Here is a 19,633-nt window from a genome sequence, read left to right on the forward strand (position 1 = left end):
GCTCGGTGCATGAACGACATCAGGGAGCATCATGCTCAGCACAGCACGCACAAGGGTGAGACGCGCGGTCTCCGCACTCCTTGCCCTTGCCGTCGCCGGCGGCATCGCCGGCACCTTTCCGGCTACCGCGGCGGCCGAACCCGTCCAGACCCTGACCGTCCAGACCGGAGGCGTCCCTGAGGACACTCAGGTCAGGCTCTACGCGGTCGAGGTCGACGAGGGACGGGTCCAGGATTGGTGGACCTCTGACAGCGAGTACACGGACGGCGCGGGGAGGGTGTCCTTCGTCACCGTTCCCGGCCAGACCTACTCGCTCCGGATCGACGAGACCGCCGAGACGAACTTGCAGTTCTTCGGTGGCGCGAACTACATCCAAGACGCAGCGTTCTTCACGGCGCCCGCGGACGGCTCTGCGTTCGAGCAGCGCATGGACGTGCCCAAGGCGCCTCTTCTCACCGCGCAGACGTCGGGCCTGCCGAAGGGGGCCTCGGTGCAGCTCTTGCGCGTCTACGTCGAGAACGGGTCTGTCGTCGACTACGACAACGTCGACGATCGTGACGTCGACGCGGCGGGAGTCGTGACGTTCAAGGTCCAGGCTGGCGCGAGCTACACGCTGCGTGCCGGCTCCGACGGCGCGACGTTCCTCCAGCATCTCGGCGGTGCGCGGAGCGCCTACGACGCTCAGTTCTTCACGACGCCTGCTAACGGCGGCCCGACGACCCAGACGTTCGCGGTCCGCGCGGCCGCGACACTCCAGGGCGAGGTCTCTGTCCTGCCCGGCGTCCGGGCCAGGTATGGCGAGGTCGATGCTTACGTGTGGGACGAGTTCTACGAGGAGTGGCACTATGTCGCCTCGTCGACGGTTGCCCTCGGTGGCTACGCCCTCAAGGTCGAGCCTGGGAAGGTCTACACCGTCGGTGCGTACGGCACGCGTGAGGACGGCGCTGGTTTCGTCACGAAGTATGCGGGCGGGGCGCGCAACCTCGCTGCTGCCCAGCGCTTCACCGCCGCTGACGGCCAGACCGTGGAGGTCCCGCGGATCACCCTCGACGAGGTGTATCTCGGTCACGCGGTGACGGTCACGGGGCTGCCGAAGGGCGGCACGGCCACCGTCGCACTGCGCGCTCTGTCGGGCACGGACAACGAGTCGTACAGCGTGAGCGAGACGCGCCCGACCGCAGAGTTCACGAGGCTCCTGCCGGGCCCGTACCTCGTCTCAGCAACGTCGGACGCGGGTGTCGCGAGCCAGATCATCGACGTCACCGTCACCGGCGGCACGACGACGCTGGCACTTGCGCCCGCCGCGGGCACGCTCAGCTTCGACCGAAAGGTCTCCGGCGCCTCGCGCGTCGGCGCGAAGCTCACGGTCTCGACGAAGATCAATCGCCCGGCAACCGGTGCGACGGTGACGACGTACTGGTCGATCGGCGGCAAGGTCGTCGCCACCGGTGACGCGTTCACGGTCCCGGCATCGGCGCTCGACGCAGAACTGACCGCCGTCACCGTCGTCTCGGCGCCCGGTCACGCGTCGTCAGCTGCGAGCTGGTGGACGACGATCACGGAGAAGGGCGACGCACCGCGCGCGTCGGTCGCTCCGCGTATCGCGGGAACGCCCAAGGTCGGCTCGGCCGTCACGGCGACGCTCGGCACGTGGGACGTCGCGGACGCCCAGCTCGCCGTCCAGTGGACGCGCGACGGGGCCCCGATCGCCGGGGCGACCGGCGCGTCGTACACGCCTGTCGCTGCCGACGCCGGCAAGCTTCTGGGCGTTACGGTGACGGCCTCCGCCACGAACCGGGCCGACACGTCGATCGCGGTCCAGGCCGCTGCGGCTGTCGCGCCGGGCAACGCGGTCGCCTTCACGGCGAAGATCACGGGCACGCCGAAGATCGGCGCGACGCTTGGTGCGTCGGCCGCCCCGCAGGGGTGGGTCGCGAAGTACCAGTGGCTCCGCAACGGCAAGACGATCAAGGGCGCGACGAAGTCGACGTACAAGGTCGCGGGCTCTGACGCGGCTGCCAAGCTCTCGGTGCGGGTCACGCTCACGCGTGCGGGCTACACGACGACGGTGAAGACGTCGGCCGTGACGAAGGCCGTGCCGAAGGCCAAGGCTTCGGTCAAGGTCACGGGCGGCAAGAAGTCCGTCACCGTGCGCGTGACCGCGAGCGGGATCAAGGCGCCGACCGGCAAGGTCACGGTGACCTACGGCAAGAAGAAGGTCACGGTGAAGCTCTCGTCGAAGCACAAGGGCAAGATCTCCGTGAAGCTGCCCAAGGGCACGCACAAGGTGAAGGTCTCTTACGCGGGGTCCTCGCAGGTCGCCAAGGCGTCGACGAAGACCCTCAGGGTCAAGGTGCGCTGACGCTCGTCCGCGCGCGTCTGTCGTGAACACGCAGGCCCCGGAACCCGTGAGGGTCCCGGGGCCTGCGTCGTCGGTGACGCGCGGCAGCCTGGCGCCGTAGTTCCGGCTACACTCGTGGCCGCACCGTCCGCGAGGACGCGCCGCCTTAGCTCAGCTGGTAGAGCACCGCTCTTGTAAAGCGAAGGTCGTCGGTTCGAACCCGACAGGCGGCTCCGCGAACGAAGGCCCCCGACCTGCACTTATGCAGGTCGGGGGCCTTCGTCGTTCCGTCGCGTGCAACATGCGTGCGCGACGCGGCTACCGGGAAGTGCTGGGGCGTGGGGCGAGGAGGTGGCCGAGGTGGGTGAGCAGGCCGTCGACCGCGTCGGGGACGAGCGTGTAGTAGGCCCACACGCCGCGCTTCTCCCGAGTGACGAAGCCCGCTTCGGTGAGGACCTTGAGGTGGTGGGACACGGTTGGCTGGGAGAGCCCGACGGGGTCGACGAGGTCGCAGACGCACGCCTCGCCGCCGTCGTGCGCCGCGATGATCGACAGGAGCCGGAGGCGCGCGGGGTCCGCGAGGGCCTTGAGGGTGCGTGCGGTGCGCTCGGCGTCCTCGGGGTCGAGCGCGGTGCCGGCCTGCGGGGTGCAGCAGGCGGTCGGTGCTGTCGGGAGCGGGTCGCGTGCCATGGCCTCATCGTGCGCTATGGGGCGGCCCGTGTCGACATTGACAGTCATCGATGTCTGCCGCATGCTCGAAGGGATCGACCGGTATCGATATCAAGGAGGAGCGATGACGCAGGACATCCGGGAGCAGGTGAAGGCCCGCTACGCGCTGGCCGCGGTGCCCGCCGAGGCGTTCCACGTGCTCGTCCCCGCCGGTAGGTTCGGGATCTCCGACGTCGTCGCCGACGGCACGCACGGCGCGATCGTGCGCGCACGCAAGCCCGCGCCGCAGGGCGCCTGAGCAGTCCGTCGCGTCCGGTCGACCGGACGGGCCGGGCGTGTAGGAGGGGCCGCACCCGCCGGGTGCGGCCCCTCCTGCGCGGAACGACGTGCGTCGTCAGCCGGCGACGGGGTCGACGCCGAACCAGCGGCGCGCGGCCCCTAGCGAAACGTAGACGAGGCCGACGAGGACGGGCACCTCGATGAGCGGCCCGACGACGCCCGCGAGGGCCTGACCCGAGGTGGCGCCGAACGTCGCGATCGACACGGCGATCGCGAGCTCGAAGTTGTTGCCGGCCGCGGTGAAGGCGAGCGTCGTCGTCCGCGCGTAGCCGAGCCCGAGAGTCTTGCCGACGATCATCCCGACGGCCCACATGATCGCGAAGTACGCGAGCAGGGGCAGCGCGATGCGCGCGACGTCGAGCGGGCGCGACGTGACGGCGTCGCCCTGGAGCGCGAAGAGCAGGACGATCGTGAAGAGCAGGCCGTAGAGCGCCCACGGGCCGACGGCGGGCAGGAACCTCTCCTCGTACCAGGTGCGGCCCCGCGTGCGCTCGCCGAGGAGGCGGGACGCGAAGCCTGCGACCAGCGGCACGCCGAGGAAGACGAGGACGTTGAGCGCGATCTGCCCCATGGAGATGTCGATGCCTGCGGTGTCGAGGCCGAGCCAGCCGGGCAGGACGGTGAGGTAGAAGTAGCCGAGCAGGGAGAACGCGAGGACCTGGGACACCGAGTTGATCGCGATGAGGACGGCGGCGGCCTCGCGGTCGCCGCATGCGAGGTCGTTCCAGATGACGACCATGGCGATGCAGCGGGCGAGGCCCACGATGATGAGACCGGTGCGGAACTCGGGGAGGTCCGGCAGAAACGTCCAGGCGAGCACGAACATGAGTGCGGGGCCGACGAGCCAGTTGAGGACGAGCGAGGAGACGTGGAGCCGTGTGTCGCCGGTGACGGCGGCGACCTTGTCGTAGCGGACCTTCGCGAGGACGGGGTACATCATGACGAGGAGGCCGAGGGCGATGGGCAGGGAGATCCCGCCGACCTCCATTGAGGTGAGGACGTCGGAGAGTGCGGGGACGAATCGGCCGAGGAGGAGGCCCGCGACCATCGCGATGCCGATCCATGCTGGCAGAAGGCGGTCGAGCTGCGAGAGGGTGCGGGGTGGTGCGGCAGGGGCCGTTCGCATCGACATGCGTCAATATTGACACCTGTCGATATCCCCGTCCAGCCGGGCACTTTCGCGCGTAGGCCCCGGAGCCCGCGAGGGCTCCGGGGCCTACGTCGTCCCCCGAAGCGGCCCGTCAGGCAGGTCCCGTCTCCTCGATGAGCTGCAGTGCGGCGCTCACGCGTGGGTTGCGGTCCGGGTGCGCGTCGATCCCGAGCGTCGAGTACACCGCGTTGACGTGGTTCTGCACGGACTTCTCGGCGATGCCGAGTTCGTGCGCGATCCCCGCGTTCGAGAGGCCCGACGCGAGGAGCCGCAGGACGGAGTACTGACGGTCGGTGAGCTGCGCGACGCGCGAGCCGGCGCGCGGCCGCATGCGCTCGAGCAGCACCGGGTCGAGCGTCGAGCCGCCGGCCGCCGCGACGCGCACGGCGCGCAGCAGCGAGTCGGAGTCGTGCGTCGACGTCTTCGACAGGTAGCTCCAGCTGCCAGCGACGTCGCGCGGCAGGTCGAGCATGAGGTCGATCGCGTCCTGCGCGGAGAGCAGGACGACCTTGAGGGTCGGGTCGGCGCGGCACAGGAGCACGCCGAGGCCGATGCCGTTGCCGTCGGGCAGGTCGACGTCGAGGATGACGACGTCCGTCGAGCCGGGCGTGATGCGAGCGCGTGCCTCGGTCGCGGTCTCGACCGAGCAGACGAGCTCCATGTCCGGGACGTCGGCGACGAGGTGCTCGAGCATGCTCCGGAAGAGCGTGTGGTCCTCGACGACCGCGACACGCAGGGTTCCCTCACCGTGTTCCATCGCCCCAGTATTGCGCTTGACGAGCCAGGACGGGAGTGCATGAGCACAGGATCCTCCCCGGGATCGTCCCCACGCACCGAGCGGCTCACCTCGCGACAGCGGAGCGCCGGTGAGGTCGCAACTTCCGAGGACTCCCGGAGATGACAGTTCGTGGTGATACTTGAGCATGGGAACCAGCACCCTCGACGCGTTCGACGACAGGCGTGACCGCGTCGCGCACGTCGGTGCGTCGCTCATCATCATCGAGTCCTTCTACGTCGTCACCGCCGCCTACCTGTGGGCCCAGGGCGCCTTCGGCCTGCCCGCGACGGTCGTCCCGTCGTCGACGCGGTTCTTCATCAACCTCCTCACGGGCCTCGTCCTTGCAGCGGGTCTCATCCTCACGAAAGCACACCGGTACCGGCAGCTCTGGGGCGCGCTGCCCGCGCTCGTGCTCGCTGCCGCGGTCGCGGCGGGCGTGCGGCTCGGGTCCTTCGTCGTCACGCACGTGCTTCCTGACGCCCCCGGGGTCCGCTGGGTCGAGACGATCTCAGGGTTCGTGTTCTGCCTGGGAGCGGGCTGCCTGGGCTTCGCGTACGCGGCCGTCCGGCGTGCCGAGAGGCTCGAGGCGCGCTCCGCCGCGCACGCCGCCTACCAGCGCGAGCTGGCCCTGCGGACGCTCGAGACCGAGGAGGTCCGCGTGCGGCGATCGATCGCCGAGGGCCTCCACGGAAGCCTCCAGCAGCGGCTCGTCATCGCGGCAGTCCAGGTCGACATGTTCATCGAGGAGACGCGCCGGCGCGGGTTCGGCGACGAGGACGTCGAAGCACTCATGGCGCTGCGCCGCGACCTCGACGACATCCGGGAGAACGACGTGCGCGCGACGAGCCGCATGCTCTACCCCGAAGGCATCGAGATCGGCGTCGTCCCTGCGGTGCGCATGATGCTGCGCCGCCTGCCGACGGGTATCGCGACGCGCCTCCACGTCGGTGACGCGCTGAGGCGGCGCGACGACCCGGGCAACTCCGAGGTGCGGCCCGCGGACCGGCTGCTCGTCGTGCGCATCGTCGAGGAGGCCGTGACGAACGGGCTGCGCCACGGGCACGCGACGTCGTTCGACGTACGGCTCGATCTCGAGGGCGAGTCGACGATCGTCGTCGACGTCGCGAACAACGGCGCGGCGGTCGACATGAGCCGGGCGAAGCACGGCTCGGGGACGCGCCGGCTGCGGGAACGGGTCGAGCTCGCGGGAGGGACGCTCGACGTCGGCTCCGACGTCGAGGCGTCGCGCATCACGTCAGGCGAGATCGACGGCAGGGCGCTGCACCACGCGCACCTGCGGGCGCGCGTCCCCGTGACGCGCGAGGCGATCACGGGGCTCGGCCACCTGCCGTCCGACGGCTGAGCCGCGCGCGTCAGCGGGGATTGGGGCCGAGCGGCCCGGCCGTTGGACGCTTCGGGGTGCGGCCGTCGCCGGACGAGCGTCCCGTGAGGCGGCGCTGTACCCAGGGGAGTGCGTGTTGCCGCATCCACACGGCGTTCTCGCGGGCACGCACCGACCAGGCCTCGGGCGTGAGCGCGTCGAGCGGCACGTCCCACGCGACGTCGGTCGGCTCGAGGCCGAGGGCCTCGAGCGCAGCCTCCGCGACGCGGCGGTGACCTTCGCTCGTGAGGTGGAGGCGGTCGACGTCCCAGAACCGCCAGTCCTTGATAAAGCGCATGCCCCACTGGTCGAGCACGTGAGCGCGATGGCGGCGGGCGATCGACCACACGTGCGCGTTGAACGTGGCGACACGGGGTCGTGTGAGCCGCAGGAGCGCCGAGCCGTCGGCGTCGACGCCCGTCGCGAGGAGGACGTCGGCGCCGGTCTCGCGGACGCGAGCGACGGCGTTCTCGAGGCGGGCGGCGAGCCGGTCGACGTCGACGCCGGGGCGGAGGATGTCGTTGCCGCCGCCGACGATCGAGACGAGGTCGGGCTGGAGGTCGAGCGCTGCGGGCAACTGGTCGGTGAGGATCGGTCCGAGGAGCCGGCCGCGGACCGCGAGGTTCGCGTACTCGACGCCGCCGGGGGTGCGAGCGTCGAGGTGCTCGGCGAGGCGGTCGGCCCAGCCGCGGCACGCGTCGGAGCCGGGCGTCTCGCGGTCCCAGAGGCCCTCGGTAAAGGAATCGCCGATCGCGACGTAGCGGCGCCAGCGGGGTGCCGGCGGGGGAGTCGGGGTCGCGTCGGTCGGGTGCTCGGTCGTCACAGCATCCATCCTGCACCCGCGGGCGGGGTGAGGGACCAGTCGACGGGCGGGGCGCCCTGGTCCTCGAGCGCGGCGGACGCGCTCGTGAAGGGTCTTGAGCCGAAGAACCCGCGGCGTGCCGAGAGCGGGCTCGGGTGCGCGGAGACGAGGACGGGGTGCCGCGTGAGCCGCGGGGCGAGGCGTTCGGCGTCCTTGCCCCAAAGAATCGCGACGAGCGGCGCAGGGCGTGCGTCGAGCACGTCGACGACGTGGTCGGTGACGTGCTCCCAGCCATGGCCCCGGTGCGAGCCTGCGTCGCCGGCGCGCACCGTGAGGACACGGTTGAGGAGGAGGACGCCGCGGTCCGCCCACGCCGAGAGGTCGCCGCTCGTCGCGTCGGCGACGCCCGTGTCGGACGCGAGCTCGACGAGCACGTTGCGCAGCGAGCGGGGCAGCGGGCTCACGTCGGGTTCGCACGAGAACGCGAGGCCGTGCGCGTGGCCGGGCGTCGGGTAGGGGTCCTGCCCGACGACGAGGACGCGCACGTCGTCGAGCGGGCGGGTGAACGCGCGCATGATCTGGTGCCGGGGCGGCAGCACCTCGTGCCCCGCGACCGCCTCGGCGTCGAGGAACGTCTCGATCTCTGCGAGGTGCGGCGCGACGGGGGCGAGGGCGCGCGCCCAGGTGGGGTGGACGTCATCGAGGAGCGGCACGGGGACGACGCTACCGGCTGGTCGTCGGCGGGCGTGGCGCTGGCCGGGAGGAATGACACCCGTGTGGTTCGCGCGTACGATCGGCAGAGCGTGGCCGCGGGCCGCGCGAGCGACCGACAAGACGAGGGAGGCGGCGGTGGCCGAGCTGCACGCGGTCCCCGACGAGCACGGGGACATCACGACGACGGACGCACCCGAGACCCGTCCGTCGGGCCTGAGCGAGCGCGACGAGAAGATTCTCGCGTTCGAGCGTCAGTGGTGGAAGTACGCGGGCGCGAAGGAGCAGGCCGTGCGCGAGCTCTTCGACCTGCCTGCGACGCGGTACTACCAGGTTCTCAACGCGCTCATCGACACGCCCGAGGCCCTGGCGTTCGACCCGATGCTCGTCAAGCGTCTGCGACGCCTGCGGTCGAGCCGGCACCGCGCGCGCAGCCAGCGGCGCCTCGGCGCCGAGGCCTGAGGCGGCCGGGCAGGCCGTTGATCTTCGCAACCTCTCCGCGTCCTGACCAGCCGCGCCGTGGTCGTCCGGCACGCACGCACCGGTAGCCTGTCCTCGTGAGCGGATACCCCTACCCGAACGACGAGTTCGACACCGAGCTCGACGACACCCATGCCCTGGGCATCCACCACGCGCCCCGGTCGACGTGGAGCAAGGTGTGGCCCTTCCTCGTCGTCATCGTCGTGTGCGCGGCCCTCGCCGCCGCGCTCGTCACGTGGTTCACCCTGCAGGGACGGCCTGGCTCGACCGGGACGCCGCCGCCCGCGACGACGGCCGCGCCCAGCGTCACGCCGACGGAGAGCGACGAGCCGACGCCGGCCGATCCCACGACGACCGTCGAGGCATCGGACGAGCCGACGACCGAGGAACCCACGACCGAGGAACCGACGACCGAGGAACCGACGACACCCGAGCTCGACCGCTCGACCGCGATCCGTGTGCTCAACGCGACGCGCACGCAGGGCCTCGCCGCGACGCGCGTCTCGACCCTCAGGGGAGCCGGCTGGACGAACGTCGTCGGCGACAACTTCCCGGCCGGCTCGAACGCTCCCGCGACGTCGTCCGTCTGGTACCGCTCCGTCGACCTCGAGGACGAGGCGAAGCAGATCGCCAAGGACCTCGGCCTCGCGAACGTCACGCTCGTCGAGAGCCTGCGCGGCGACGTGTCCGTCATCCTCGTCGGCTGACCCACGTTCGTCCTGTCGACCCCGGTGGCCGTGCCGCCGGGGTCGACGCACGTCCGGTGGCTTTGCCCGTTGTTGGTATGCGCCGGTCACCCCTTTCCTCCGAGCAGGTCGTTCCCTTAGGCTGGCTGTGTCCGTGACCCAACGGAGGGCGCGGTCGCACGTGAGAGACGAGCAAGGAGCAGTACATGGCCCACGGCACGGTCAAGTGGTTCAACGCTGAGAAGGGCTTCGGGTTCATCACCCCGGCCGACGGCGGTCAGGACCTCTTCGTTCACTTCAGCGCGATCCAGACGGACGGCTACCGGAGCCTCGATGAGGGCCAGCCCGTCGAGTTCGAGGTCGGCCAGGGCACCAAGGGCCCGCAGGCGGAGCAGGTCCGCCCCCTCTGACCTCGGTCACAGCGCAGATCTTCCGGGACGGCGCTCGGCAGCGGAGCCTCCGCTGCCGAGCGCCGTCGCGTGTCGGGGCTACGGGAGGTCGTCGAGCGCGTCGAGTGCGAGGAGGACGTTCGCGTTCGACCACGCGAGCGGTGCGACCGCCGACGGCGAGCCGTCGGCGAGGACCTTCTCAGGGATTGCGCCCGACGACGTGCGGTGCGCGTCGACCCAGGCGAGCCAGTGCTCGGCCGTCGCGCGGTCACCGAGCGAGGCCGCGGTGAGCGCGTAGAGCGTCGTCTGCGGGGTCCACGAGATGCCGTCGGGACGCCACGAACCGCCGGGTGCGAGGCCGCCCGCGGGGCGCCTCATGGGAGCGACGCTCGCCCGCCACGCGGTCTCCGCACCGACGAGCGGCTCGTCGACGAACGGCGGCAGGACGAAGGCCGTCGCGGCGTCCCGGGCGCCGCCCGTGACGTGGCGTGGATAGCCCCGGGCACCGAACGACTCCTCGACGCGCTCGCGCAGCCCCGACGCCGCGTCGGACGCAGCTCGGGCCCGGTCGGGTTCCGCGAGCAGCGTCCACGCGTCGGCGGCCGCCTCGAGACCCGCAAGGAGCGGCGCGGCCGTGCCGAGCGTCGTCACCGCCTCGCGCACCTCCCAGTAGTCGGGGGACGCGGGAGGCAGCCGGCGACCGCCGTCGGTGAGCGCGAGCGCGTGGTCCGTCGCACGCTCGAGGAGACCGCGCAGACTGAGCGCGACGTCCGTCCGGGTCGGCGGCCCCGCCTGCGCACCGCCGTCGGGAACCGTCGCCGGCCCCTCGGGCGCGGCCTCGAGCACCTCGCCGAGAGCCCACAAGACCCAGCCCGTGCTGTCCGTCTGCGGGGCGCGGCCGTCGGGCGGCCCCGCGGCGTCGAGCGTGTAGCGCGCCTCGAACGACCCGTCGTCGGCCTGCACGCGAGCGAGGAACCCTAGGACGCGCACCGCGTCGTCGACGTGGCCCGTGCGCGCGAGCGCCGCCGCGACGAAAGCGTTGTCCCGCGGCCACGCGTACCCCCACCGCTCGTGGAGCGCCGCCGGCACCGCACCGTCGTCGCCGACGAGCGCGTGCAGGTCTGCGAGCGCACCGCGCGCCATGTCCTCGAATGGCGTCCCCACGCCCGGGACGGTGCCGGCGTCGAGCCACGCCCGCTGCGCGGCCGCACGCTCGTCGAGCGCGGCTCTGCGCGCGGCGGGCGCGGCAGGCTCGTCCGGCACCCGCGTCCCCGGCAGGTACCGCTGGGTGGTGCCCGGAGCGACCGTCGCGACACCGTCCGACGTGACGACGAGCCCGTCTGAGTACAGCTCGATGACGTTGCCGTCGACGCCGCCCGACGTCACTCCCGCGCCCGAGACGAACGCCGTCGCCACGAGGACCGTCGCCGTCGCCAGACCCGCGACCTTACGACCCCGGTGCGCACGCATGGGACGACCGTAACGGGTCGACCGCACCGGGCCCTGCGGCGTCCGTCTGTGTGACCGTCGGGCCGCGCGCCGGGCCCGGGCCCTACGCTCGGACCATCGCGTCCCGGCTCGCAGGGCGCCCGAGCGGAGGTCTCGATGAGTGAGGTCGACGTCGTCGTCGTGGGGTCGGGGCCCAACGGGCTCGCGGCGGCCGTGACGCTCGTGCGCGCCGGGCTGCGCGTGCGCGTGCTCGAGGCCGAGGACACCGCGGGTGGGGGAGCGCGCACGCTGCCGCTCGGGCGCGACGGGCTCGTCGTGCGTCCGGGGTTCGACGTCGAGCAGGTCGCGGCGCTGCCGCACGACGTGTGCTCCGCCGTGCATCCGCTTGCGCTCGCGTCGCCGTTCCTGCGCGCGTTCGACCTTGCTGCGCACGGTGTGCGCCTCCTGAGCCCCGACATCTCCTACGCGCACCCCCTGCCCGGTGGGGCTGTGCTCGCGCACCGGTCGCTCGACGCGACCGTTGCCAGCCTCGGCAGGGAGTGCGGCGCGTGGCGGCGGACGTTCGGGCCCCTCGTCGACCGCCCCGACGTGCTCGCCTCGCTCCTCCTCGGGGACAGGCGCACTCTGCTGGCCGGGGGCAGCAGGACCAGAAGTGCCCGGACCGGGAGAGGCCCGGGCGTGACACCGCCAGCGAGCACGCGTGACCGTCTCCGTGTCGCTGCCGCGCTCGCGGACGGGCTGCTGCGGGCCCCGCGCTCGGGCCGGGCGGGCGCCCTGCTCGCGGGCGTCGCCGTCCACGCGATGGCGCCGCTCTCGTCACCGTCCGCGACCGGCACGGGGCTGCTGCTCGGCGCGCTCGGGCACGCGGGCGGCTGGCCCGTGCCCGTCGGAGGCTCGCGCGCGATCGTCGACGCGCTGCTCGCCGACCTGCACGCGCACCGCGTCCGCGTCGAGACCGGCCGCCGCGTGACGTCGTGGGGTGACCTGCCGTCGGGCGCGGACGTCGTCCTCACCACCTCCGTGCCGCGCGCCCTCGGGATCGTCGGGCACCGCCTGCCCCGGCACGTGCGCGCGGCGCTCCGCCGCTTCCGTGGCGGCCCGGGCGCCGCCGCCGTCCAGCTCGTGCTCGACGGCCCAGTGCCGTGGGCCGACGCCCGTGTCGGCACGGCGGGCACCGTCCACGTCGCCGGGACGGTCGACGACATGCGGCGCGCACAGGCCGCCGTCCGTGTCGGACGGCACGCCGAACGGCCCGTCGTGCTCCTCGGCGACCCGACCCCGTGGGACCCGGCGCGCGAGCGTCACGGACTGCGCGTCGTGTGGGCGTACGCCCACGTGCCCGCGAGCTCGGGACGTGACGTCACGGAAGACGTCCTCACGCACGTCGCCCGGTACGCGCCCGACGTGCGCGACCGCGTCGTCGCGACGCGCTGCGTGCCCGCGTCCCGCATGTCGGCGCACGACGAGAACCTCGTCGGCGGCGACATCGCCGCCGGCGCCGTCACCGCGTGGCAGATGCTCGCGCGGCCGCGGCTCGCCGCCGATCCCCACCACCTCGGTGAGGTCGACGGGCGGCACGTCCTCCTTGGCTCGTCGGCCGCCCCGCCCGGGCCCGGGGTCCACGGCATGTCGGGGCACCTCGCGGCGCTCTCGCTCCTCCGCCGGCGGGGACGGCGCCCGGGACCGCTCGCAGCGCCGACGGACGGACGAGCCCGCTGAGGCGTGGCACCGACGTCTGCGCCGAGGGCGGACATGGCCCCCGCCGTCTTGCACTCGGCCATGCCGAGTGCCAATAATGGTGTTAGCACTCTCGACCCTTGAGTGACAGTCGTCGCCGGGGTCGGGCAGTGGACCCACCCAGGTCGCAAGGTGAGGCCCGGGCCGTCGGCGTGACGTGAACGCCGCCGGCGCGGACCGTCCGTCGCGGGCACCGACCGACCCCCAACGCCACAAGCGGAGGATCACATCCCCATGGCAAAGATCATCGCCTTCAACGAGGAGGCTCGTCGCGGTATGGAGCGCGGGCTCAACGCCCTCGCCGACACCGTCAAGGTCACCCTCGGCCCGAAGGGCCGCAACGTCGTCCTCGACAAGAAGTGGGGCGCCCCCACGATCACGAACGACGGCGTCTCGATCGCCAAGGAGATCGAGCTCGAGGAGCCGTTCGAGAAGATCGGCGCCGAGCTCGTCAAGGAGGTCGCCAAGAAGACGGACGACGTCGCCGGTGACGGCACGACGACCGCCACCGTCCTCGCCCAGGCGCTCGTCCGCGAGGGCCTGCGCAATGTCGCGGCCGGCTCCAACCCCATCGCCATCAAGCGCGGCATCGAGAAGGCCGTCGAGGCCGTCACCGCCGAGCTCGTCGCCTCCGCCAAGGAGATCGAGACGAAGGAGGAGATCGCCGCGACCGCCGCCATCTCCGCCGGCGACCCCGCGATCGGCGAGCTCATCGCCGAGGCCCTCGACAAGGTCGGCAAGGAGGGCGTCATCACGGTCGAGGAGTCGAACACGTTCGGCCTCGAGCTCGAGCTCACCGAGGGTATGCGCTTCGACAAGGGCTTCCTCGCCCGCTACTTCGAGACGGACCCGGAGCGCCAGGAGGCTGTTCTCGAGGACCCGTACGTCCTGCTCGTCGAGTCGAAGATCTCGAACGTCAAGGACCTCCTGCCGCTCCTCGACCAGGTGATGAAGCAGGGCCGCTCGCTCCTCATCATCGCCGAGGACGTCGAGGGCGAGGCCCTCGCGACGCTCGTGCTCAACAAGATCCGCGGCACGTTCAAGTCCGTCGCCGTCAAGGCCCCGGGCTTCGGCGACCGCCGCAAGGCGATCCTCCAGGACATCGCGATCCTCACGGGCGGCCAGGTCATCTCCGAGACCGTCGGCCTCAAGCTCGAGACCGCGACGCTCGACCTCCTCGGCACGGCCCGCAAGGTCGTCGTCACGAAGGACGAGACGACGATCGTCGAGGGTGCCGGCGACGCCGACCAGATCGCCGGTCGCGTCAACCAGATCCGCTCCGAGATCGAGAAGTCGGACTCCGACTACGACCGCGAGAAGCTCCAGGAGCGCCTCGCGAAGCTCGCCGGCGGCGTCGCCGTCATCAAGGCGGGCGCGGCCACCGAGGTCGAGCTCAAGGAGCGCAAGCACCGCATCGAGGACGCCGTCCGCAACGCGAAGGCTGCCGTCGAGGAGGGCATCGTCGCCGGGGGTGGCGTCGCGCTCATCCAGGCCGGTGCCAAGGCCACGGCCGCGCTCGAGGCGCTCGAGGGTGACGAGCTCACCGGTGCTCAGATCGTGCTCCGTGCGATCGACGCGCCGCTCAAGCAGATCGCCGTCAACGCGGGCCTCGAGGGTGGCGTCGTCGCCGAGCGCGTGCGCTCGCTGCCGTCGGGCCAGGGCCTCAACGCCGCGACCGGCGTCTACGAGGACCTGCTCGCCGCGGGCGTTAACGACCCGGTCAAGGTCACGCGCTCCGCGCTTCAGAACGCTGCGTCCATCGCTGCGCTCTTCCTCACGACCGAGGCGGTCGTCGCCGACAAGCCCGAGAAGGCCCCGGCCGTGCCGGGTGGCGGCGACGACATGGGCGGCATGGGCTTCTGACCCCCGCCGCCTGAGTCGGCCCCTCGCGGGCCACGCAGGACGCACGAAGGCCGCCGGCCGGGCTCACGCCCGACCGGCGGCCTTCGCCGTTGCCGTCGCGCACGCTGTCGCGGCGTGCGCCGTTCCGCGCATGCCGCGACGGCGGCCGGGTATGGTTAGCCTTACCTCAGTACTAATAGTGTGAGCGAGAGGCCCACGATGACGACGAGAACGACGATGACCCCACCCGCCAGCGCGCCGTCCGCGCCTGGGACACCGACGCGGCGCATGCACCCTCTGCGGGTGCATACCCTGACCGTCGTCGGTGTCGAGCGTCTCGCCGCGCGCATGGTGCGCGTCCGCCTTCACGGCAATGACGTCGCCGACCTGCCGACGGCCTCGGCTACCGACCACGTCAAGCTGTTCGTGCCCGCCGAGCCCGGCACGGAGCCCGCGCTGCCCGTCGTCGTCGACGACCGCTGGGTCTCAGGACGCGACCTGCCCAGCCGCGACTACACGATCCGTGCGATCGACCGTGAGGCCCGGACGCTCGACATCGACCTCGTCGAGCACCCGCACGGCGTCGTCGGACGCTGGGCATCCTCGGTGCAGCTCGGCGACCGCGTCGGCGTCCTTGGGCCCCGCGGTTCCGTGCTCCCGCCCGAGGCAGACTGGTACCTGCTGGCCGTCGACGAGACCGGGCTGCCCGCGGCCGCACGCTGGCTCCACGAGTTGACACCGGGCGCCCGCGCGCTCGTCATCGTCGAGGTCCAGGACGCCGGAGACGTCCTGCCGCTGCCGACCGACGCGCACGCCGACGTCACGTGGCTCTTCCGGGGCGAGCGCGCACCCGGCACGACGTCGCTCCTCGCGGACACCGTCCGCGATCTCGAGCTCCCGGACGGCGACGGCTACGTGTGGGTCGCCGGTGAGGCTGGCGCCGTGCGTCCTCTGCGGCGCTACCTGCGTGACGATCTCGGTCTCCCCCGGGACGCGGTCGACGTCGACGGCTACTGGCGCCGCGGCGTCTCGGGCCACGACCACCACGAGGATGACGACTCGTGACGACCTGCCCACAGGTGGGGTGGGTTGCCACCCCGTCCACGGATCCGCACGACTCCCGCGACACCCCGCCTCGACGGCCCTAGCGTCCTCCACGTCCCCGGCGCACGGCCGGGGCACGACTCGAGGAGGTAGCGACATGTCGAGCTTCGAGGTCGACTCTGCCCAGGTGGCGCAGGCGTCCCAGAAGGTCCAGACGAGCAGGGCGACGATCAGCGGCGAGGCCGCCGCGATGGTCGTGCACCTGCGCGAGCTCAGCCAGGTGTGGAAGGGGTCGAGCGCCGCAGGGTTCGCGGGCGTCCTCAGCGAGTGGGACCTCGCACGCCAGCAGCTCGAGGAAGCGCTCGACTCGATCGGACGCGCCCTCGCGAGCGCCTCGTCAATCTACGAGACCGCCGAGGCCGACGCCGGACGCATGTTCCAGCGCTGAGCGACCGGCTCAGTCCTCGTCGTCCTCGTCGTCGAACGGCTCTCCCGCTGGCGGAGCCGTCGGCGTGGGGACGGCGGGGATTGCGGCCGTGAGCGCGGGGCGCTCCGAGAAGGGGCGGTCCAGCTCCGCAGGGTCCTCACCGAGCGCTGCCCATTCCTTGCGCAGCCGTACGAGCTCACCCTGGACGTTCTGACGCGCGGCATCCTCCCACGCTGCGCCGAGCGGGCTCGAGAAGAGCGTCCGACGTTCGAGGAGCCGCGTGAGGATCGCGACGCGCGCGCGGACGAAGTCACGGGCCGGGATGTGCGCGTACTCCCTGCGAACGTCCGCAAGATACGCCTTGTACCGCTGCGGCTCCGCCGCAAGCATCCCGAGGTCAGCGTCGCACAGCACCGCGCAGTCGAAGTCCGCCGGGTCGGGAGCGTGACGCAGGAGCGCCGTCACGAGCTGGGCGACCCGGTGCGCCGCACGCTCCGGGACACCGAGCTCGAGAAGCTGCTCGTGGGCGAGCACCGCGCTCGCCGTCTCGTTCTCGCCACCGCGTGCCTCGTATGCGGCCTTCGTCTCAGCGTCGAAGATCGCCCCGTGGTACCACGCGGCAAGGCGCACGAGCGCGGGCTCGTGGGTCTCCTCGACGAGCTCGTCGACCCGGTTGAGGACGTCCGCAAGATGACGCAGGTCGTGGAAGCGCCGAGCCGGATCGCACCAGCGAGCGAGCAGCGCCTCGCCCACCTGCCTGATGCGCTCGGGCGACGCGGTCGCGCCCGCCTCTGCGCACGCACGGGACCAGGACGAGAACAACCACTGCGGGGCGTCCACGTAGGACACGCTCATGGGACAGCTTTCCTCGGGCGACGACTGACAAACTGTCACCCTACCCGTGTGGGGTCCGCCCGCGCAGCGCTCCCGGTCACGTCCCGGACACGGTCCGGGAACGCTCAGGTCGCGACGGGCAGCGACACCTCGAACGTCGCCCCGCCACCGGGCGTCTCGACGACGACGACGTCCCCGCCGTGCGCGCGGACGAGCGACCTGACGATCGCCAGCCCGAGCCCCGAGCCGCCCGACGCCGAGTTGCGCGACGCATCGACCCGGTGGAACCGCTCGAACACAGCCTCCCTGTGCTCCTCCGGAACACCCGGACCGTGGTCACGCACCGCCGCGCGCACCGTCCGGCCGTCCGACGCCAGGACGATCTCGACGGGCGAACCCGCGGGCGTGTGCCGCGCGACGTTCCCCACGAGGTTCGTGAACACCTGCCGCAGACGCGCATCGTCCGCGACGACCGGCAACGGCGGCGCAGCGTCGTCGGCGGCGTGCTCCGAGCCGTCAGCCGCTGCGACGAGCAGCGTCGTCGTGCGCGACGGGTCCATCGCGCGCAGATCCGCGAGAGCGTCGGCCGCGACCTCCGTGAGGTCGACGCGCTGAAGCGCAAGAGGCCGCTGCTCGTCGAGCCGCGCGAGCGCGAGCAGGTCCTCGACGAGCGTGCCCATCTGCACCGCCGACGACTCGATGCGCCCCATCGTCTCCGACGTCTGCTCGGGCGTCGTCACCGCGCCCATCCGATAGAGCTCCGCATACCCGCGGATCGAGACGAGCGGCGTGCGCAGCTCGTGGCTCGCGTCCGAGACGAAGCGCCGCATGCGCGCCTCCGAAGCCGCCTGCGCCTCGAAGGACTCCTGGATGCGAGCCAGCATGACGTTGAGGCTCTGCGCAACCGCCCCGACCTCCGTCGACGTCGGCATGTCCGGGATGCGGCTCGACATGTCACCGTCCGTGATGCGTCGCGCCGTCGCCTCGATCTGCCGCAGCGGACGCAACGACCTGCGCACCGCGAGATAGCCGAGCGACGCCGCCGCCGCCACGAGCAGCGCCGAGACAAGGATGAGCACCTTCGCGAGCTCCGCCGTCGTCTGCGTCACCGGAGCGACCGGCAACGCCACGAGGACCGCGCCGATGAACCTGTCGCCAGCGCCCACGACCGGGCGCGCCACCGCACGCCACTGCGTCCGCAACCCCGACGGCGACGGCTCACCCTGAAGCGTGAACGGCACCCCGTCGAGCTCCGCCGAGTCGAGCGTGAACATCGGGACGTCAGGCGTTCCCCATCGAGGGTCACGGTTGTCCGACGGCGTCACCTGCCGACCGTCGATCTGCAACGACAACTGAAGGTCCGACTCGAGGGCCGTCCGGTTGATCGACCGCACGAGGTCGTCGAGGAGCATGCCCTCGCTCGAGCGCAGGGCGACCGAGAGCTGCTCGTCGATCTGGTCGAGCATGTGCGAGCGCAGCTGCGTCGTCGCGGCGACCGTCGAGATGACGAGCCCGATCGTCAGGACGACGACGACGAGGACGACCATGCGCGCGCTCAGCGTCACTCGGCTCGCGAGCGCGCGGAACGTGCCGGCGCCGCCGACGGGGCCGGGCGCCGGGATCTCGGTGGCCGGCGGGACGGTGGCGGGATGGACGGTGTCTGGGCCGTCGAATGCTGGCGCGTCAGTCTGGGGCGCGTCGGGGGTCGAGTCGGGCTCGGGAACCGACGGCTCTGGAGCGCCGGGCGGCGGGGGCGGCGGCGGAACCAGGCTCATGCGCCCTGCGGCTCACGCAGCATGTAGCCGACACCACGCTTCGTGTGGATGAGCGGGGTCGGCGGCGTCCCGTCGGGACCGGCGACGTCGATCTTGCGCCGCAGGTAGGAGATGTACGACTCGACGATGTTCATGTCGCCCGTCCAGTCGTACTGCCAGACGTGGTCGAGGATCTGCGCCTTCGACAGGACCCGGTTCGGGTTGAGCATGAGATAGCGCAGCAGCTTGAACTCGGTCGGGGAGAGTTCGACGAGCCGGCCCGCCCGGTGCACCTCGTGCGTATCCTCGTTGAGCTCGAGGTCGGCGAGGCGGAGGACCGCCGAGTCGTCGAGCGCGTCGAGCACGTGCGTGCGCCGCAGGACCGCGCGGATGCGGGCGATGACCTCCTCGAGGCTGAACGGCTTCGTCACGTAGTCGTCGCCGCCGACGGTGAGGCCCGTGATCTTGTCCTGCGTGTCGTCGCGCGCCGTGAGGAAGAGGACGGGCATCGTCTGACCCTTCTCGCGCAGGCGGCGGGTCACGGTGAAGCCGTCCATGTCGGGGAGCATGACGTCGAGCAGCACGAGGTCCGGCGCGGCCTCGCGTGCGAGGCGCAGGGCGGTGCCGCCGTCGGGGGCGGAGCGCACGTCGAAGCCTGCGAACCTCAGGGAGGTCGCGAGGAGCTCACGGATGTTGGGCTCGTCGTCGACGACGAGGATGGATGCCTCGGGCTCGGTCATGTGTCCAGCATGCGCCTGAATTCTGGGAGCCACCTGAGGGCACGCTGAACATTCCCGACGATGCCGCCCCGCCCCGCCCC

Annotated in this window: 19 protein-coding genes and 1 tRNA gene; 11 read left to right on the forward strand and 9 right to left on the reverse strand. The window is 72.0% G+C overall.

What is annotated here, in order from left to right:
* Window positions 1-31 precede the first annotated feature (31 nt).
* Together C1729_RS11765 and C1729_RS11770 are read left to right on the forward strand one after the other, a co-directional pair.
* Entirely contained in the window at window positions 32-2,362 is a 2,331-nt protein-coding gene (locus C1729_RS11765; protein ID WP_102510108.1) for an Ig-like domain repeat protein, read from the forward strand.
* Between the two features lie 139 nt (window positions 2,363-2,501).
* A tRNA-Thr gene (locus C1729_RS11770) sits at window positions 2,502-2,574 on the forward strand.
* A gap of 85 nt (window positions 2,575-2,659) precedes the next feature.
* Here the strand turns inward: C1729_RS11770 and C1729_RS11775 are convergent.
* Window positions 2,660-3,031: an ArsR/SmtB family transcription factor gene (locus C1729_RS11775; RefSeq protein ID WP_102510109.1), complete on the reverse strand. Its 372-nt coding sequence runs from the start codon at window positions 3,029-3,031 to the stop codon at window positions 2,660-2,662.
* 103 nt (window positions 3,032-3,134) lie between these two features.
* Between C1729_RS11775 and C1729_RS14660 the strand changes: the two genes are divergently transcribed.
* Entirely contained in the window at window positions 3,135-3,308 is a 174-nt protein-coding gene (locus C1729_RS14660; RefSeq protein WP_165375495.1) for a hypothetical protein, read from the forward strand.
* 96 nt (window positions 3,309-3,404) lie between these two features.
* Here the strand turns inward: C1729_RS14660 and arsB are convergent, their stop codons facing one another.
* Complete coding sequence (arsB, locus tag C1729_RS11780; RefSeq protein WP_102510110.1) at window positions 3,405-4,481, reverse strand: ACR3 family arsenite efflux transporter; 1,077 nt, start codon at window positions 4,479-4,481, stop codon at window positions 3,405-3,407.
* 109 nt (window positions 4,482-4,590) lie between these two features.
* Entirely contained in the window at window positions 4,591-5,256 is a 666-nt protein-coding gene (locus tag C1729_RS11785) for a response regulator transcription factor (protein WP_102510111.1), read from the reverse strand.
* Window positions 5,257-5,422: 166 nt separating this feature from the next.
* Here C1729_RS11785 and C1729_RS11790 point away from each other — a divergent pair, with 166 nt between their 5' ends.
* Entirely contained in the window at window positions 5,423-6,640 is a 1,218-nt protein-coding gene (locus tag C1729_RS11790) for a sensor histidine kinase (protein WP_102510112.1), read from the forward strand.
* A gap of 10 nt (window positions 6,641-6,650) precedes the next feature.
* On the opposite strand, the gene C1729_RS11795 is transcribed toward C1729_RS11790, so the two are convergent.
* Together C1729_RS11795 and C1729_RS11800 are read right to left on the reverse strand one after the other, a co-directional pair.
* Window positions 6,651-7,490 carry an SGNH/GDSL hydrolase family protein gene (locus C1729_RS11795; RefSeq protein ID WP_102510113.1) on the reverse strand — a complete coding sequence of 280 codons (840 nt, stop codon included), beginning with the start codon at window positions 7,488-7,490 and terminating at the stop codon, window positions 6,651-6,653.
* Window positions 7,478-8,173 (reverse strand): uracil-DNA glycosylase, encoded by a 696-nt coding sequence (locus C1729_RS11800; protein ID WP_242493814.1) that lies wholly within the window; start codon window positions 8,171-8,173, stop codon window positions 7,478-7,480. The genes C1729_RS11795 and C1729_RS11800 overlap by 13 nt, the downstream gene beginning before the upstream one ends.
* Before the next feature lie 136 nt (window positions 8,174-8,309).
* On the opposite strand from C1729_RS11800, the gene C1729_RS11805 reads away from it, so the two are divergent.
* The 3 genes from C1729_RS11805 to C1729_RS11815 all read left to right on the forward strand — a co-directional run bounded on the left by C1729_RS11805 (window position 8,310) and on the right by C1729_RS11815 (window position 9,747).
* Window positions 8,310-8,633 (forward strand): DUF3263 domain-containing protein, encoded by a 324-nt coding sequence (locus C1729_RS11805; protein WP_207204672.1) that lies wholly within the window; start codon window positions 8,310-8,312, stop codon window positions 8,631-8,633.
* A 95-nt stretch (window positions 8,634-8,728) separates the two neighbouring features.
* Window positions 8,729-9,358 carry a LytR C-terminal domain-containing protein gene (locus tag C1729_RS11810; protein ID WP_102510115.1) on the forward strand — a complete coding sequence of 210 codons (630 nt, stop codon included), beginning with the start codon at window positions 8,729-8,731 and terminating at the stop codon, window positions 9,356-9,358.
* 185 nt (window positions 9,359-9,543) lie between these two features.
* A complete protein-coding gene (locus C1729_RS11815; protein WP_102510116.1) occupies window positions 9,544-9,747 on the forward strand; it encodes a cold-shock protein in 204 nt (67 codons plus the stop codon).
* Between the two features lie 78 nt (window positions 9,748-9,825).
* Here C1729_RS11815 and C1729_RS11820 read toward each other — a convergent pair whose 3' ends face one another.
* The gene (locus tag C1729_RS11820; RefSeq protein ID WP_102510117.1) at window positions 9,826-11,196 is read right to left on the reverse strand and encodes a glycoside hydrolase family 15 protein; all 1,371 of its coding nucleotides are present in this window, start codon (window positions 11,194-11,196) and stop codon (window positions 9,826-9,828) included.
* Window positions 11,197-11,331: 135 nt separating this feature from the next.
* Here C1729_RS11820 and C1729_RS11825 point away from each other — a divergent pair, with 135 nt between their 5' ends.
* From C1729_RS11825 to C1729_RS11840, 4 genes are all read left to right on the forward strand, one after another.
* Window positions 11,332-12,894: a phytoene desaturase family protein gene (locus tag C1729_RS11825; protein WP_102510118.1), complete on the forward strand. Its 1,563-nt coding sequence runs from the start codon at window positions 11,332-11,334 to the stop codon at window positions 12,892-12,894.
* Window positions 12,895-13,146: 252 nt separating this feature from the next.
* Window positions 13,147-14,775: a chaperonin GroEL gene (gene groL / locus C1729_RS11830; RefSeq protein WP_102510119.1), complete on the forward strand. Its 1,629-nt coding sequence runs from the start codon at window positions 13,147-13,149 to the stop codon at window positions 14,773-14,775.
* 282 nt (window positions 14,776-15,057) lie between these two features.
* Window positions 15,058-15,819 carry a siderophore-interacting protein gene (locus tag C1729_RS11835; protein ID WP_207204613.1) on the forward strand — a complete coding sequence of 254 codons (762 nt, stop codon included), beginning with the start codon at window positions 15,058-15,060 and terminating at the stop codon, window positions 15,817-15,819.
* Window positions 15,820-15,955: 136 nt separating this feature from the next.
* Window positions 15,956-16,246, forward strand: coding sequence for a WXG100 family type VII secretion target (locus C1729_RS11840; RefSeq protein WP_102510121.1), 291 nt, complete (start codon window positions 15,956-15,958; stop codon window positions 16,244-16,246).
* Window positions 16,247-16,255: 9 nt separating this feature from the next.
* Here C1729_RS11840 and C1729_RS11845 read toward each other — a convergent pair whose 3' ends face one another.
* The 3 genes from C1729_RS11845 to C1729_RS11855 all read right to left on the reverse strand — a co-directional run bounded on the left by C1729_RS11845 (window position 16,256) and on the right by C1729_RS11855 (window position 19,553).
* Complete coding sequence (locus tag C1729_RS11845; protein WP_242493815.1) at window positions 16,256-17,080, reverse strand: HD domain-containing protein; 825 nt, start codon at window positions 17,078-17,080, stop codon at window positions 16,256-16,258.
* Between the two features lie 104 nt (window positions 17,081-17,184).
* A complete protein-coding gene (locus C1729_RS11850) occupies window positions 17,185-18,834 on the reverse strand; it encodes a sensor histidine kinase (RefSeq protein WP_102510122.1) in 1,650 nt (549 codons plus the stop codon).
* Window positions 18,831-19,553, reverse strand: coding sequence for a response regulator transcription factor (locus tag C1729_RS11855; RefSeq protein WP_102510123.1), 723 nt, complete (start codon window positions 19,551-19,553; stop codon window positions 18,831-18,833). Before C1729_RS11855 ends, C1729_RS11850 begins: the two co-directional genes overlap by 4 nt.
* Between the last annotated feature and the right edge of the window lie 80 nt (window positions 19,554-19,633).

Origin of the sequence: Sanguibacter massiliensis, assembly GCF_900240335.1 — a bacterium.
GTDB classification, from domain to species: domain Bacteria; phylum Actinomycetota; class Actinomycetes; order Actinomycetales; family Cellulomonadaceae; genus Flavimobilis; species Flavimobilis massiliensis.